The sequence below is a fragment of the Acidocella sp. genome, assembly GCF_013044125.1.
Taxonomy (GTDB): Bacteria; Pseudomonadota; Alphaproteobacteria; order Acetobacterales; family Acetobacteraceae; genus Acidocella.
On record NZ_JABEVC010000154.1, the window covers coordinates 17,669 to 32,419 of the forward strand.

The 14,751-nt window shown below is 64.8% G+C and carries 17 protein-coding genes; 9 read left to right on the forward strand and 8 right to left on the reverse strand.

The features are described from left to right. The first annotated feature begins 28 nt into the window (after positions 1–28). Genes HKL97_RS09575 through HKL97_RS09590 form a run of 4 tightly spaced genes read left to right on the forward strand, consistent with a single transcriptional unit; the run spans position 29 to position 2,940 of the window. On the forward strand, positions 29–712 hold the full coding sequence (locus HKL97_RS09575; RefSeq protein ID WP_291424753.1) for a cell division ATP-binding protein FtsE: 684 nt from the start codon (positions 29–31) through the stop codon (positions 710–712). Beyond that, on the forward strand, positions 705–1,607 hold the full coding sequence (locus HKL97_RS09580) for an ABC transporter permease (protein ID WP_291424755.1): 903 nt from the start codon (positions 705–707) through the stop codon (positions 1,605–1,607). Before HKL97_RS09575 ends, HKL97_RS09580 begins: the two co-directional genes overlap by 8 nt. Continuing rightward, positions 1,607–2,236 (forward strand): YdcF family protein, encoded by a 630-nt coding sequence (locus tag HKL97_RS09585; protein WP_291424757.1) that lies wholly within the window; start codon positions 1,607–1,609, stop codon positions 2,234–2,236. The genes HKL97_RS09580 and HKL97_RS09585 overlap by 1 nt, the downstream gene beginning before the upstream one ends. Further along, positions 2,233–2,940, forward strand: coding sequence for a 1-acyl-sn-glycerol-3-phosphate acyltransferase (locus HKL97_RS09590; protein WP_291424759.1), 708 nt, complete (start codon positions 2,233–2,235; stop codon positions 2,938–2,940). Before HKL97_RS09585 ends, HKL97_RS09590 begins: the two co-directional genes overlap by 4 nt. A 6-nt stretch (positions 2,941–2,946) precedes the next feature. On the opposite strand, the gene HKL97_RS09595 is transcribed toward HKL97_RS09590, so the two are convergent. From HKL97_RS09595 to HKL97_RS09605, 3 genes are read right to left on the reverse strand one after another with little or no spacing between them, the layout of a single operon-like run. Further along, the gene (locus HKL97_RS09595; RefSeq protein WP_291424761.1) at positions 2,947–4,272 is read right to left on the reverse strand and encodes an ATP-binding protein; all 1,326 of its coding nucleotides are present in this window, start codon (positions 4,270–4,272) and stop codon (positions 2,947–2,949) included. Further along, entirely contained in the window at positions 4,269–4,964 is a 696-nt protein-coding gene (locus HKL97_RS09600) for a response regulator transcription factor (RefSeq protein ID WP_291424763.1), read from the reverse strand. The genes HKL97_RS09595 and HKL97_RS09600 overlap by 4 nt, the downstream gene beginning before the upstream one ends. Positions 4,965–4,974: 10 nt before the next feature. Next, a complete protein-coding gene (locus HKL97_RS09605; protein WP_291424765.1) occupies positions 4,975–5,541 on the reverse strand; it encodes a MarR family winged helix-turn-helix transcriptional regulator in 567 nt (188 codons plus the stop codon). Between the two features lie 210 nt (positions 5,542–5,751). Between HKL97_RS09605 and HKL97_RS09610 the strand changes: the two genes are divergently transcribed. Beyond that, entirely contained in the window at positions 5,752–6,651 is a 900-nt protein-coding gene (locus HKL97_RS09610; protein ID WP_291424767.1) for a branched-chain amino acid aminotransferase, read from the forward strand. A 38-nt stretch (positions 6,652–6,689) separates the two neighbouring features. On the opposite strand, the gene HKL97_RS09615 is transcribed toward HKL97_RS09610, so the two are convergent. Continuing rightward, positions 6,690–7,556 (reverse strand): pyruvate, water dikinase regulatory protein, encoded by an 867-nt coding sequence (locus HKL97_RS09615; protein ID WP_291424769.1) that lies wholly within the window; start codon positions 7,554–7,556, stop codon positions 6,690–6,692. 353 nt (positions 7,557–7,909) lie between these two features. Between HKL97_RS09615 and hemE the strand changes: the two genes are divergently transcribed. Genes hemE through hemJ form a run of 4 tightly spaced genes read left to right on the forward strand, consistent with a single transcriptional unit; the run spans position 7,910 to position 11,061 of the window. Then, positions 7,910–8,932: a uroporphyrinogen decarboxylase gene (gene hemE / locus HKL97_RS09620; protein WP_291424771.1), complete on the forward strand. Its 1,023-nt coding sequence runs from the start codon at positions 7,910–7,912 to the stop codon at positions 8,930–8,932. Next, a complete protein-coding gene (hemH, locus tag HKL97_RS09625) occupies positions 8,929–9,972 on the forward strand; it encodes a ferrochelatase (RefSeq protein ID WP_291424773.1) in 1,044 nt (347 codons plus the stop codon). Before hemE ends, hemH begins: the two co-directional genes overlap by 4 nt. Next, a complete protein-coding gene (locus HKL97_RS09630) occupies positions 9,962–10,621 on the forward strand; it encodes an HAD family phosphatase (protein ID WP_291424775.1) in 660 nt (219 codons plus the stop codon). The genes hemH and HKL97_RS09630 overlap by 11 nt, the downstream gene beginning before the upstream one ends. Then, positions 10,618–11,061 (forward strand): protoporphyrinogen oxidase HemJ, encoded by a 444-nt coding sequence (gene hemJ, locus HKL97_RS09635; protein WP_291424777.1) that lies wholly within the window; start codon positions 10,618–10,620, stop codon positions 11,059–11,061. The genes HKL97_RS09630 and hemJ overlap by 4 nt, the downstream gene beginning before the upstream one ends. On the opposite strand, the gene HKL97_RS09640 is transcribed toward hemJ, so the two are convergent. From HKL97_RS09640 to pgmG, 4 genes are all read right to left on the reverse strand, one after another. Further along, positions 11,058–11,837, reverse strand: coding sequence for an SDR family oxidoreductase (locus HKL97_RS09640; RefSeq protein WP_291424779.1), 780 nt, complete (start codon positions 11,835–11,837; stop codon positions 11,058–11,060). The genes hemJ and HKL97_RS09640 overlap by 4 nt on opposite strands. Before the next feature lie 27 nt (positions 11,838–11,864). Next, complete coding sequence (gene ftsY, locus HKL97_RS09645; protein WP_291424781.1) at positions 11,865–12,782, reverse strand: signal recognition particle-docking protein FtsY; 918 nt, start codon at positions 12,780–12,782, stop codon at positions 11,865–11,867. Further along, the gene (gene dapF / locus HKL97_RS09650; protein WP_291424783.1) at positions 12,782–13,603 is read right to left on the reverse strand and encodes a diaminopimelate epimerase; all 822 of its coding nucleotides are present in this window, start codon (positions 13,601–13,603) and stop codon (positions 12,782–12,784) included. Before dapF ends, ftsY begins: the two co-directional genes overlap by 1 nt. A gap of 64 nt (positions 13,604–13,667) precedes the next feature. After that, positions 13,668–14,751: phosphoglucomutase/phosphomannomutase PgmG (pgmG, locus tag HKL97_RS09655; RefSeq protein ID WP_291424785.1), on the reverse strand; the 1,084-nt coding region annotated here is incomplete at its 5' end.

Sequence of the window (14,751 nt, forward strand, 5' to 3'; positions counted from 1 at the left end):
CCCTGGCGCAAAACAACTTTAAGGTACAATGATTAGATTTGACGACGTCTGGTTGAAATACCGCCATCAGGACCGTGGCCCGGGGGCTTTGGCGCGCGATGTGCTGCGCGGTGTCGATTTTAAAATCCCCGAGGGCGGTTTCCGCTGGCTCACCGGCCCTTCGGGCGCGGGAAAAACCACCCTGCTCAAGCTCATCTACCTGGCCGAACACCCGACCCAGGGCCGGATTGACATCATGGGCACCCATGCCGCCAGAATCTCCCGGCGCGACGCCGCGCTGCTGCGCCGGCGCATCGGCGTAGTCTACCAGGATTTCCGCCTCCTCGCGCATCTCTCCGCGTATGACAACGTGGCCCTGCCGATGCGCCTGGCACGCCGCGCCGAGCATCAGGTCCACGCCGATGTCACTGAAATCCTCCGCTGGGTCGGCCTCGCCAACCGGCTTGGCGCGCTGCCCGACGAACTCTCCGGCGGCGAGCAGCAGCGCGTCGCCATCGCGCGCGCCGTGGTCGGGCGGCCGAAACTGCTGGTCGCCGACGAACCCACCGGCAATCTGGACGATGAACAGGCCGGGCGGCTGATGACCCTGATCACCGCGCTCAACCGGCTTGGCACCACCGTCATCGTGGCCACGCACAACCACGCGCTGGTTTCCGCCTACCCCGCCCCCTTGCTGGAAATGGCCGAAGGCCGGCTCACCGCGCATGGCTAAACGCCATACCGACCCGCTGGGTCTGCACTCGGTGCTGGAGGACTGGATGCTGCCGGTCCTGGTCGCTGCCATGAGCTTCCTCGCCGCCCTGGCCGTGGCCGGGGCGCTGGCCAGCACCGTGCTCGCCGCGCAATGGCAGAACGACACCGCCGCCGCGCTCACCATCCAGGTGCCCCAGCCCGGCGCGCCGGACGCCACAGGCAACGCCACCCGCCTGGCCGCCGTGCAAGCCGCGCTGCAAACCATGCCGGGCGTCAGCAGCCCGCGCCTGCTGAGCGCTGATGCGCTGAACCGCCTGCTCGCCCCCTGGCTCGGCACGGATGCGGCGGCGCTCGGCCTGCCCCTCCCCGCTGTCATCACCGCCACCTGGAACGGCCCCGGCCCGGGCGATGCCATCGCCGCGGCGCTGAACAAACCAGCCCCCGGCACCCTGGCGCAAACCGGCGTGCAATGGGCCGCGCGCGTCACCGCGCTCACCGGCAGCCTGCAAACCTGCGCCGCCGCGGTGCTGGTTATCGTCGCCCTGGTCGGCGGCGCGCTGGTCGCGCTGGCCACCCGCGCGGGCCTCGCGCAACGGCGCGAGACCATCGAGATCATCCATGGCCTCGGCGCGCAGGATGGCGACATCGCCAGCCGCTTCGCCAGCCGCGCCACCGCCCTCGCCGTGACAGGCGCCGCCGCCGGGGCGCTGCTGGCGCTGCCCGTGCTGCTGTGGCTGGCCGCTCTGGCCGCGCCTTTCAGCGGGCCGCCCCAGCTTAGCGGCCTGCAACACGGGCTGGCCGGCCTGCCGCCCGCGCTGTGGACGGCGCTGCCCTGCCTGCCGCTGGCCGCCGCCGTGATCGGATGGAGCTCGGCGCAGCTCACCGTGCGGGGCTGGCTACGGAAACTGGTCTGATGCCCCGCGCCCGCCGTTTCCGCCGCCGCCGCTTCTCCGTGCTGCGCTTGTTCGCCAAGGGCTTCATCGTCCTCGGCGGCCTCTGGCTGGCCGGCTTTGTCATCTTCCTCGCCGTGGTCCTCACCGCCGCGCCGCCCAACCCCATGCCCCATGCCGGCGGCATCGTCGCGCTCACCGGCGGGGATGACCGCGTCAGCGCCGCCCTCGCCCTGCTGGCTGACCGCGACGCCCCGCTGCTGCTCATCTCCGGCGCCGGGCGCGGCACCTATCTGGGTGACTTCACCGCCGACGACGCCGCCGCCGCTACCCGCTATGCCAGCGCCATAACCCTCGGCCACATGGCCGGCACCACCCACGGCAACGCGCTAGAGACCACCAACTGGGTCCGCGCCCACGGCATCCACTCGCTCATCGTCGTCACCGCTGACTATCATATGCCCCGCGCCATGCAGGAAATGCGTCAGGCCCTGCCCGATATCACCCTCATCGCCGCCCCGGTGCGCCCGCCCGCCATGCGCAACCTCTTCAGCCTGCCCACATTGCGGTTGCTCGCCGGAGAATATAGCAAGTACCTCGTGGTGCGCTCAGGTCTCAGCCGGTTCGCCACCAGCCTCATAACCCAGGATTGATCAACCTGCGCTTCCTCCGCTCCCTCGCCTTCAACGCCGTCATGTTCGGCACCGGCACCGTGCTCAGCCTTTGGGGCATCCTGCTTTGGCGGCTGGGCTATTCGCGGCTTGACCGCGTGCCGATCCTCTGGGCCAAAATCTGCCTCGCCGGTCTGCGCCTGTTCTGCGGTGTCCGGCTGCGCATCGAGGGGCGCGAACACCTGCCGCCTCCCGGCGCCGCCATCGTCGCGGCACAGCACCAGTCCACGCTGGATGTCCTCATCTGGCTGAGCCTGCTGCACCACCCCTCCTTCGTGTTCAAGCGTGAGCTGGCCAAAATCCCGCTGTTCGGGGTGCTGCTGGAACCTACCGGCATGGTCCCGGTGGACCGCGGCGGCGCCGGCCACGCCCTGCGTAAAATGATGTCGGGCTGCGCCAAGGCCCTCGCCGCCGGCCGCCAGATCATCCTCTTCCCCGAGGGCACGCGCGTTCTCCCCGGCAAGCGCGCCCGCCTGCACCCCGGCATCGTCGCCCTGGCCAAGGCCAACAACCTGCCACTCATCCCCGCCGCCACTGATTCCGGCCTCTCCTGGGGCGCGAAAGCCTTCCGCATTTCACCCGGCACCGTCACCGTGAAGCTCTACCCGCCCATCGCGCCCAAAACCCCGCAGGATGAAATGCTCGCCCGCCTCGCCACCTGCTTTTATGACCCCGGCGTAGAGTAAACCGCCTCACGCCGGCAGTTCGATCACCACGCGCAGGCCGCCGCCTGGGCGGTCCAGCAGAAAAATATCCCCGCCATGCGCGCCGACGATATCGCGGGCAATGGCCAGGCCCAGGCCGGTGCCACCTGCCGAGGCCGTCTCGAACGGGCGGAACACGGCCTCACGCTGGCTGGCCGGAATCCCGGGGCCATCATCCTCAATCACAATCCGCAGCGTCCGCCCGCTCATCGCCGCGCCGAGCCACATCTGCCCGGCATGGCGGCGGGCATTGTCAATCAGGTTGGTCAGCACCCGGCGCATCGCCTCGGGGCGCAAGGTCGCGCTCAACCCCTCGGGGGCATCGCAATCTATCCGTGCCCCCGCCCGCCGCGCGGCCGCCGCCACATCCTCCAGCAACCCCGTCACATCGGTGGGCACGGCCTGTTCGCTGCCCTCGCCGCGCGCAAAACTGAGATAAGTGGCAATCAGCTGCTCCATCTCCTCAATGTCGCCGGTCATCTCCGCCATCTCGCCCGCATCGGCTTCCGGCAGCATCGCCAAAGAGAGCCGCAGCCGGGTGAGCGGCGTGCGCAGATCATGCGACACCCCGGCCAGCATGGTGGTCCGCTGCGCCAGGAATCGCCGCAGGCGCTCCTGCATCCGGTTGAACGCCGCGGCCGCGCGGCGCACCTCCACCGCTCCCTCGGGCTTGATCGGCCCGGGGTCGCGCCCCATGCCGAAGGCCTCCGCCGCCACCGCGAGACGGGTGATCCCGCGCACCTGGGTGCGTAAAAACAGCGCCGAGATGCCAAACAGCAGCCCGGCGGTGCCGATCACCCAAATCAGGAACAAATAAAACGTGCCGATATAGAGCCGCTTGCGCGACACATCGATGCTCAGCACCCCGTCAGCCATCTGCACATTGATACGGATGAACCCCGGCGTGGTATTCCAGGCGACGTTGAACGGCCGGTGCAGATTCTGCGCCAGCCCGCGGGCAAGATCGTCATCAACCGGGCCCGGCGCATCCGGCGGCGGCAGGCGCCGCAGCACCTGGTTGCGCAGAAACACGGTGCTGAACTGAAAATACCGGTCGGTCTCCTGGATAATGAGCCCCCGGGTATCCGGCGCGCGGTCGATCTCATCGATCATGAACCCCACCTCGCCGGCGACCCCCCCGGCCAGGCGGCGGGAAAGCTCGTTGAGGTGATTGCCATAGAACAGCAGCAGCGCCACCGCCTGCAGCAGCACCAGCGGGATCAGCACGATCAGCAGCGAACGGCCAAAGAGGGTGCGCGGCAGAAACCTGCGCAGCACCCGGTCGGCCGAAAATCCGCCGGGGCGTAGTTTCATGGCCCTGGTTTCAGCGTATAGCCCTTGCCGCGCACGGTGTGCAGAAACCGCGGCTCGCGCGGGTCTGGCTCTATCTTGCGGCGCAGGCGCGTCACCTGCACGTCGATCGCGCGCTCGTTCACATCGTCCAGCCCCAGGGCCGCCGCCAGCGCCTCGCGCGAGAGGATCTCATGCGGGCGGGCCGCCAGCGCCATCAGCAGCGCAAGCTCGGCCCCGGTCAGCCGCACCCGGCTGTTGGGCCCCACCAGCTCGGCGCGCGATGCGTCAAACATCTTGCCGCCCAGCTGCAACGGCCCGGCGGGCAATGCCGGCGGCTGCGCCCGGCGCAGCATGGCACGGATGCGCGCCAGCAGCACCCGCGGGTCAAACGGCTTGCCCAGGTAGTCATCCGCCCCGGCCTCGAAACCCGCGATAATATCCTCCGGCGCATCGCGCGCGGTGAGCAGCAGTATCGGCATATCGGGGGCGCGCTCACCGCGCAGGCCGCCGGTCAGCTCCAGCCCGCTCTCGCCGGGCATCATCACATCCAGCACCATCAAATCAAAATCCATGAACCTCAGCTTGTCGCGCGCCTGCGCGGCGGACTCCGCCATCGTCACGCGGAACCCCTGCTCGGTGAGGTAACGGCTCAACAGCCCGCGCAACCGCGGTTCGTCATCAACGACAAGAATATGCGCCCCTTCGCTGCTCATCGCACCGGCCCTAACGCGCGCCCCGGCTGCGGTGGACGTCCAGGCTGTCAATATAGTCGCGCCCCTGCTTCAGGGTTAGCCCGCGCAACACCCGGCGGAATCCTTCCACCGCCGGCCCGCCCGCCTCCCGGTAGGCCGCGAGAAAACGGTCCCGCTGGCAGTCAAACAACCGCCGCTCCAGCGCCTGGCCCTTCTCGGTGAGGGTGAGCAGCCGCTGCCGCCGGTCCTGCGCGCCCGCCGTCTGCGCCACGTAGCCATCGCGGATCAACGGCCCCAGCACACGGGTCAGGCTCTGCTTGGTAATGCCCAGAAACGCCAACAGTTCCCCCACCGTCAGCCCCGGCTTACGGCCGATCCAGTGCAGCGTGCGATGATGCGCCCGCCCCAGCCCAAACTCGGACAAAATCGCCAGCGGCGCGGCGGTGATGTCACGCATCGCGAAAAACATCATGTCCTGCGCAACCCGCAACTCCTCCTCGCGCAGAAACAACAGCCCCGCGCCGGGCTGCGCGTGCGTGGAGCCGGCCGGCAGATCGCGCTTCAAACGGTTGAGACCTTGAGTTGGAGTGTCTTGCATGGCAGATTCGCAATCTTACGAGGTTTCCAGCACCTATTATGACAGTATTGCTTACTTATCTGCAAGGGGTTTCCACCATAATATCACGGCGTATGATTGTTTTAGGATGATGCCCCCTGGCGTCAACTTAAAATTATACGCTCAATCAACGGCTCGAAACCACTAACCCGCCGCCTGTTCGCCACCAGCCTTACCGGAGTTTTTTTAACCATGCCGCTTATCCCTTTTGACGATCGTGATGGATTCATCTGGTGGGAAGGCAAGCTGATTGCCTGGCGCGACGCGAAAATTCATGTGCTCAGCCATGGGCTGCACTACGCCTCCGCCGTGTTCGAGGGCGAGCGCGCCTACGCCGGCAACATCTTCAAGCTCCAGGCGCATACCGAGCGGCTGATCAACTCCGGCAAGATCCTGGGGTTTGATATTCCCTACACCGCCGATGAGATCAACAAGGCGTGCTACGAAATCATGGCCGCCAACAATCTGACCGATGCCTACATCCGCCCCATCGCCTGGCGCGGCACGGAGCAGCTCGCCGTCTCCGCCCAGCACACCAAAATCCACCTCGCCATCGCCTGCTGGAACTGGCCCAATTTCTTGGGCGCTGACCGTCTCAAGGGTGTGACCCTGCAAACCGCCCATTGGCGCCGGCCGCACCCGCAAACCGCGCCCACCGCCTCAAAGGCGGCCGGGCTGTACATGATCGGCACGCTCTCCAAACACGCGGCCGAGGCCGCCGGCTTCACCGATGCGCTGATGCTCACCTGGGACGGTTTTCTGGCTGAATCCACCGGGGCCAACATGTTCCTGGCCATTGACGGCAAGCTCCACACCCCGATCCCGGACTGCTTCCTTGACGGCATCACCCGCCGCACGATCATCGCGCTGGCCAAGGCCCGCGGCATTGAGGTCATCGAGCGCCACATTCCACCAGAGGACCTCGCCTTGGCGCAGGAGGTTTTCCTCGCCGGAACCGCCGCCGAGGTCACCGCGGTCCGCCAGATCGACGATCACCACTTCACCCCCGGCCAAATCACCGAAACCCTGCTGCACGACTACGAAGCCCTGGTTCTCATGGCGCCTGAGGAAGTCGCCAAGCGCGCCGCCTGAGTTAAATCCAAAAAGCAGAGGGCGATGACAATCGCCCTCTATTCGCCTTCTCCCGCCGGCTTGTCGTGCTTGGCGTGCCAGGCATCCATGAGCTTAAGCACCGTGGCCGCCGTTTCCTCGATGGAGCGGCGCGTTACATCGATGGTAGGCCAGCCCCGCGCGTTGCACAGCCGCCTGGCCCATAGCAGCTCCTTTTCTACCGCTTCAAAATCCACATATTCGCCATTGTCCTTCTGGGCAAAGCCCGGCTGGGCCCCCGCGCCGATCAGGCGCAGGCGGTGGCGGCGAATATCAATCAGCGATTTCGGATCGATGGTCAGGCCGATCACCGGGCAGTTCGGCTCTTTCAGCAATTCCGGCGGCTCAATTCCCGGCACCAGCGGAATATTGGCGGCCTTGATGCCTCTGTTGGCGAGGTAGAAGCAGGTTGGCGTCTTGGACGAGCGGGACACGCCCACAAGCACGACATCCGCCTCCGCCATGCCCCGGTGCGCCTGTCCGTCATCGTGCGAAATCACATAATGCATGGCGTCGATGCGGCGGAAATAATCCGCATCCAGCACATACTGGCGGCCTGGCTTATGCTTCGCCGGGGCGCCGAACTGCCCCTGCAGCAGCTCCAGCAGCGGGTCCAGCACATGCAGCAGCGGCACGCCCAGGCGCGCGCAGGCCGCATCCAGCTCCTCGCGGAGCGCGGTATCCAGCAAAGAACACAATACCAGCCCCGGTTCGGCGTGAATGCCTTCCAGCACGCGGTGCAGCTGCAATCGTGAACGAATCAACGACCAGCGATGGTAATTAACCTGGCTTTCATCAAACTGGGCTACGGCTGCCCTTGCCAGCGCACTTAATGTGTCGCCGGTCGCGTCGGATATCAGGTGTATATCGTGTTTATAACTTTCCATGCCGCTGTTGATAGCGTGGATTGTTTTCCCGCGCGCGGAGAATTTTCCGGCGACCGGGGATAAAGTTACGAAACAGTAAACTGGGGATGCTTCCCAGGGGGTCCCCTACTCACTTGTGGGAAAACTAGCCCGATACGTTAGAATCAACAGCTTAAAGCTTGTATCTTGCTGTGGATAACCTTGTGGACTTTATCCGTGCTTACCTTAACCCCCGCTATCCACAGGGTACCACTGCCCCCCCCTTCGTTTAACTTAAAAGAGATAAAGAGGGTGGTTTTCCCCCTCTCACAGCCATCCCCGATTTTTCTCCGGGATGGGTTTTAGAACCCGCCATCTTGCTCTAAGCGGGAGTTATGAAATTACTGCATGTGTTGAACAACGAGGCCATCTCGCCGCCGCCGGTGTGGCTGATGCGTCAGGCTGGGCGATACCTGCCTGAATACCGCGCCGTGCGCGGCCAGGCGGGAGACTTCATCTCGCTCTGCCTGAACCCGGAACTCGCCACCGAAGTCACCTTACAGCCCATCCGCCGTTATGGGTTCGACGCCGCGATCCTCTTTTCCGACATTCTCATCCTCCCCATGGCTCTAGGGCAGGGTCTGCGTTTTGCCGAAGGCGAGGGCCCGCTCCTGCCGCCGCTGCAAAACACCACCGGGCTGAACATTGCCGCCGCTCCAGACGTCTACGCGCCGGTGCTGGAGACCGTGCGGCGCGTCCGCGCAGCCCTGCCACCGGAAACCGCGCTGATCGGCTTTGCCGGCGGCCCGGCGACCGTGGCGTGCTACATGCTGGACGGCAAGGGCGGCGGCGAGTTCCCGCGCACCCGCGCATTGGCTTATGAAAATCCCGCCCTGGTGCAATCCGTTCTGGATATTCTGGCCGCCGCCACCATCACCTATCTGCAAGGCCAGATCACCGCCGGCGCCAATTGTGTTATGCTGTTTGAGAGCTGGGCCGGGATTTTCCCGGCGCCGCAATTCCGCCAATTCGTCATCGAGCCGAACCGGCGCATCGTCGCCGCGCTTAAATCCGCCAATCCGGGCATAAAAATCATCGGCTTTCCCCGGCTATGCGGCTTGCTGCTGGGCGAATATGTGCGCGAAACAGGCGTGGACGCCGTTAGCCTGGACACGGTGACAGACCCCGCCGCCGCCATTGCCGCCTGCCCGCCGGGCACGGTGTTTCAGGGCAATCTGGACCCGCTGCTGCTCAAATCCGGCGGCGCGGCGCTGGAGACCGGGGTTACACGGCTGCTGCAAGCCTTCCGCGGTATCCCCCATGTCTTTAATCTCGGCCATGGCATCACCCCGGAAGTGCCGCCGGAAAATATAGCGCGGCTGATGGAATTGATCCGCAACAACGCGATGCCTGCATGAAAACCGCCATCGTCCTGTTCAACCTTGGCGGACCCGACAGCCCGGCGGCGATAAAAAAATTCCGCGTCAATCTGTTTTCCGACAAAGCGATCATCCGCGCGCCGATTTTCATCCGCTTTTGGCTGGCCCGGCTCATCGCGCGTTCCTCAGCCAAGGCGGCGGAAAAAAACTACGCGCTCATGGGCGGAAAATCCCCCCTGCTGGCCACGACCCAGGCGCAGGCTGCCGCGCTGGAGAGCGCCATGGGGGGCGATACCAAAACCTTCATCGCGATGCGCTACTGGCACCCCTTCGCTCTGGAGGCCGCGCGCGCGGTGAAAGCCTATAATCCTGATCGCATTCTTCTCCTGCCGCTCTATCCGCAGTTTTCCACCACCACCACCGGCTCTTCGCTGAACAATTGGCACGAGGCGGCGGCGCAGGCCGGGTTGATCAAGCCCACCACCACGCTTTGCTGCTATTTTGACGATCCGGCCTATGCCGGCGCCATCGCCGCGCTGGTGGATGCCGCCAGCGCCCAGGCCAAGGCCAGCCTGCCCCCCGGCGCGCGGCTGCGCCTGTTGTTCTCGGCGCACGGCCTGCCTGAATCCATCATCGCGCGGGGCGATCCGTATCAATCCCAGATTGAAGCCTCCGTCACTTCTGTCATGGCCCGGCTCAAGGACAGGCAAGTCGAACATCTGGTTTGCTACCAATCGCGCGCGACCCCGCAAAAATGGATCTCGCCCAGTACGATTGAAGCCATAGAACAGGCCGGGGCGGATAAAACCGCCGTACTGGTCATCCCCATCGCCTTCGTCTCCGACCATATCGAGACGCTGGTGGAGCTTGATATCGAAAACCGCGAGCTTGCCGCCCATTGCGGCGTCCCCGGTTATTTCCGCGCCCCCGTGCCCAATAGCGACCCCGCGTTCATCGCGGCGCTGGCCGGTCTCGCCCGCCGCGCGCTGGCTCATGGCAACGGCCTTTGTTCGCATCAGGGCGGCCGCGCCTGCGCCGCCACACATAAAAACTGCCCATGGACAAAATATGCGGCCTGAACTGATTATTTTTGACTGTGACGGCGTGCTCATTGACAGTGAAGGCGTCGCCTCCACCGTCTGCGCGCGCGCGCTTTGCGAACTTGGCTGGGAGATCACCGCGCAGCAGGCGCAGGATCGTTTTCTCGGCATGTCGATCACCGATATGCAGCCGGTCATCGAGGCCCGTCTCGGCCGCACCCTCCCGGCCACCTGGCGCGCCGGTCTTGCGCAAAAACTCGTGACAGCGCTTGGCACGGAATCGAAACTCATTCCCGGCGCGCGGGAAATGCTGGAGCGCGTGACTACGCTTGGCATCCCCTGGTGCATCGCCTCCAATTCATCGGATGAAGAGCTGGACGTTAAATTTTCCCGCACCGGCATTGCCCATCTCACCGCTGGCCGCGCCTATTCGGCCGCCGGTGTCATCGCCAAGGGCGGGCGCGCCAAACCCGCGCCGGATCTGTTTCTCGCCGCGGCCGCCGGGTCGCAAACCCAGCCGCAAAACTGCCTGGTGCTGGAAGACAGCGTGCTAGGCGTCACCGGCGCGGTTGCCGCCGGCATGGTGTGCTACGGCTTTTCCCCGCATGACAATGGCGCGCCCCTGCTTGCCGCCGGCGCCCGCGCCATTTTGCAAAACCTGAGTGATCTGTTCGGATTTCTTGCATGACAATCGCGGCGCTTACGCCTTATTTCCACATCCTCCTGGCCTTCCACATCATCTCCTTCACAGCGTGGATGGCCGGAATGTTCTACCTGCCGCGCCTCTATGTGTATCATTGCCAGCTTGCGCCGGGCTCGGCTGAATCCGCGCGCTTCAAGGTGATGGAACGCAGACTCCTGCGCCAGATCATCAATCCGGCGATGCTCTCCACCTTCTTCTTCGGCATCCTGCTCATCCTCACCCCGGGGGCTGTGAACTGGCACGCCGCCTGGTGGTGGACCAAGCTGACGGCGATCCTCCTGATGACCGGCTTTCACGGAAATCTCTCGAAATGGCGCCGGGATTTCCTGAATGACGCAAACACGAAATCCGAAAAATTCTACCGTATCGCCAATGAAATCCCGACGGTTCTGTTCGTCATCATCGTCTTCTGCGTCGTTGCTTAAATCGTATCATCAATCACATACGCGCTGGTCAGCCCGCCATCCACGACATAGGCTGACCCGGTCATGAAACTGGCTTCATCCGAGGCCAGAAACGCCACCAGATTGGCGATTTCCTCCGGCTGCGCCAACCGGCCCATTGGCAAATGTTGCCGGCGCAGCCTCCAGGCTTGCTCATCCGCCAGAAACGCCTTCACCAGCGGTGTCGCGGTCGGCCCTGGGCATAGTGCCACCGCCCTTAATCCCTTGCGCGCATACATCACGGCGATTTCACGGGTCATCGCCAGTACACCGCCTTTCGCGGCGGTATAGGCGATCTGCGGAAACGCCGAGCCGACCAACGCCACAATCGAGGCGTTGTTGATGATCACGCCGTTCCCATTCTGCAATAAATACGGAATCCCCGCCTTGCAGCACAAAAAAACGGAAGTGAGATTGATTGCGATGGTGCGGTTCCACACGCTGAGGCCGGTTTCCACCGGCCCGTCATCGCCGCTCAAACACACCCCGGCATTGTTGAAAATGACATCGATCCCGCCAAACGCCGCCGCCCCTTCGGCAAAAGCCTTGTTGCAGGCTGCTTCATCTGTCAGATCCGCGATCACCGCCACAGCGCTGCCGCCTGCATCCGCCACTGCGCGCACGCTCTGCATGGCGGCTTCGGGGTTGATATCGCAAACAATCACCCGCGCGCCCTCGGCGGCGCATTTCAGCGCGCTGGCCCGGCCTATGCCGCCGCCCGCCCCGGTGATAAAAACCCTTTTATCCTTCAGGCGCATTCCCGCGGTTCCTTCTGCTGCGTTCCATCACTCCCCGACCAGCGCGCGCGCGAACTCCTCGGGGTCGAACTCCCGCAGATCGTCTATCTGCTCGCCGGTGCCCACCGCATGAATCGGCAACCCGAATTTCTCCGCCAGCGCAACCACGATGCCCCCGCGCGCCGAGCCGTCCAGCTTGGTCACGATCAGCCCGGTCAGGTCCACCATATCCTTGAAAATCCCCACCTGCGTCACCGCGTTCTGCCCGGTGGTGGCATCCAGCGTGAGCAAAACCGCATGCGGCGCGCTCTCATCGAGCTTGCGGATCACCCGGATGATCTTGCGCAGCTCTTCCATCAGCGCCGTCTTGTTGTGCAGCCGCCCGGCGGTGTCGATCAGCAATACATCCGCCCCCGCCTTTTGCGCGCGCGCCAGGGCGTCATGCGCCAGCGAGGCGGCATCGGAGTTCGCCGGCGCGGTCACAACCTCCGCCCCCGCGCGCAGGCCCCAAACCTGCAATTGCTCCACCGCGGCTGCGCGGAAGGTATCTCCCGCCGCCATCATCACCACCAGCCCGGCCTGGCGGTAGCGCGCCGCCAGCTTGCCGATGGTCGTGGTCTTGCCCGCGCCATTCACCCCGGCCATGAGAATCACGAACGGCTTGCGCCCCGCATCCACCTCCAGCGGCCTTGCCACGGGGGCCAGAATCCGGCTGATTTCGCCAGCCAGCGTCTCGCGCACCTCCTGCTGGCTCACCTCCTTGCCAAATCTGGTGCTGCGGAAATTCTTGATAATCCGCGCCGCCACCGTGGCGCCCAGGTCAGCCGCGATTAGCTGTTCCTCCAGTTCCTCCAGCGCCGCGTCATCAAGCTTGCGCTTGGTGAACACCCCGGCGATGCCGCCCGTCAGCTTGGCGGCGCTGCGCGAAAGCCCCGCCTTCAGCCGCCCGAAAAATCCTGACGCCATTACATAATCTCCGGCAGCACGCCCGTGAACGCGGTCTCGGCCGGGCCGCGCATCAGCACATGCCCATCTCCGCCGGCCCAGCTTATCAACAATTCGCCGCCATCCATCACCACGCTCACCGGCCCGTGCGTCAGCCCCCGGCGCTGCGCGTTCACCACCGCCGCGCACGCGCCCGAGCCGCAGGCCTGCGTCAGCCCCGCCCCGCGCTCCCAAACCTTCAAGCGTATCCGCTGCGGGCTTTCCACCTTGGCGAAGCCGATATTCGCCCGCTCGGGAAACATCTTATGCCGCTCCAGCTGCGGCCCGATATTCTCGATGGGCAGTAGAAAATCCTCGACGAAGAACGTCGCATGCGGGTTGCCCATGGAGCACGCCGCGGGATCAAAAACCGGCCCTAGCCCCAGGTTCAGGTGCAGCGTGTCGGCCGGGCTGCTCAGCGGTATCTCGCCCCACTCCAGCCGCGGCGGGCCCATGTCCACCTCAACCAGCCCAGGCCCCAGAATCTCCGCCTTCAGCAGGCCGGAAATGGTGCGGATGCTCACCTGCCGCTCGCCGCTCTCCTCGGCCAGCAGCGCCGCCACGCAGCGCGTTGCATTGCCGCAGGCGCCGGCCTCGGTGCCATCCGCATTCAAAATGCGCATGAACACATCCGCCCCTTCGGCATCGGGCTCCAATATCACCAGCTGGTCGCAGCCGACGCCCAACCGGCGGTCGGCGACATGGCGCACCACCGCCGCAGGCAGGTTCAACGGCGCCTCGCGCCCATCCAGCACGACAAAATCGTTGCCGGCCCCATGCATCTTTATAAACGGTATCGACATACCCGCTTTTAGCGCGGCGGACGCAAAAGGCGAAGCCGCATTGCGCAGCTCCGCCCTTACTTTTTTAATGCCCGGCGTTGGCGCCGGAGAAGTCAGGCGCCAGGCCGGAGGCGGCGAGCTGGCCCGCCAGCTCCGATTTGAGCCGCAAGAGCCCGGCCTCCGAGGTGCTTTCGGCCCGCGCCACCAGCACCGCCTGCGTATTGGAGGCGCGCAGCAGCCACCAGCCATCCTCGGTGTTCACCCGCACGCCATCGGTATCGGAGACTTTGTCCCCGCTGGCCTTCAGCCGCGCCGCGACCTCTTTCACCACCTCGAATTTCCGGTCCTCGGTGCAATCGAACCGCAGTTCCGGCGTGTTCACCACATGCGGCAGGCTGGCGCGGAACTGCGCCACGCTCTCGCCGCTGCGCGCAATCACCCCCAGCACCCGCACGGCGGCATACAGCGCGTCGTCAAACCCATACCATTTGTCGTTATAGAAGATATGGCCCGACATTTCCCCCGCCAGCGGCGAGCCGAGTTCCGCCATCTTGGACTTGATGAGCGAATGCCCGGTCTTCCACATCAGCGGCTTGCCGCCGGCTTTCGCCACCTCGTCGAACAACACCTGGCTGGCCTTCACATCGGCGATGATCGTCCCGCCCGGGTGTTCGCGCAGCACATCGCGCGCCATCAAAATCAAAAACTGGTCGCCAAAGAGGATATTGCCCTCATTGTCCACCAGGCCGATCCGGTCCGCATCGCCGTCAAAGGCCACGCCCACATCCGCGCCTTCCTTGCGCACCGCGTCGATCAGCTGTTCCAGGTTCTTAGGCACGGTCGGGTCCGGGTGATGCGCGGGGAAGGTCCCGTCGATCTTGCCGTTCAAAACCTTGTGCCTGCCGGGGAGTTTCTTCACCAGCTCGGCCAGCACATCGCCCGCCGCGCCATTGCCGTTATCCCAGACCACGTTCAGCTTCTTCTCGCCGTCCCAATCCTGCATGATCCGCGCGATATACGCCGCTGACACATCCTTTTGCGTCACGCTTCCCCTGGCCTCGGGCACAACCTCGCCCGCCGCCGCCCGCTTGCCCAGGTTCAGAATATCCTGGCCAAAGAACGGCTTCTTGCCCAGCATCATCTTGAACCCGTTGTAGTTGGACGGGTTA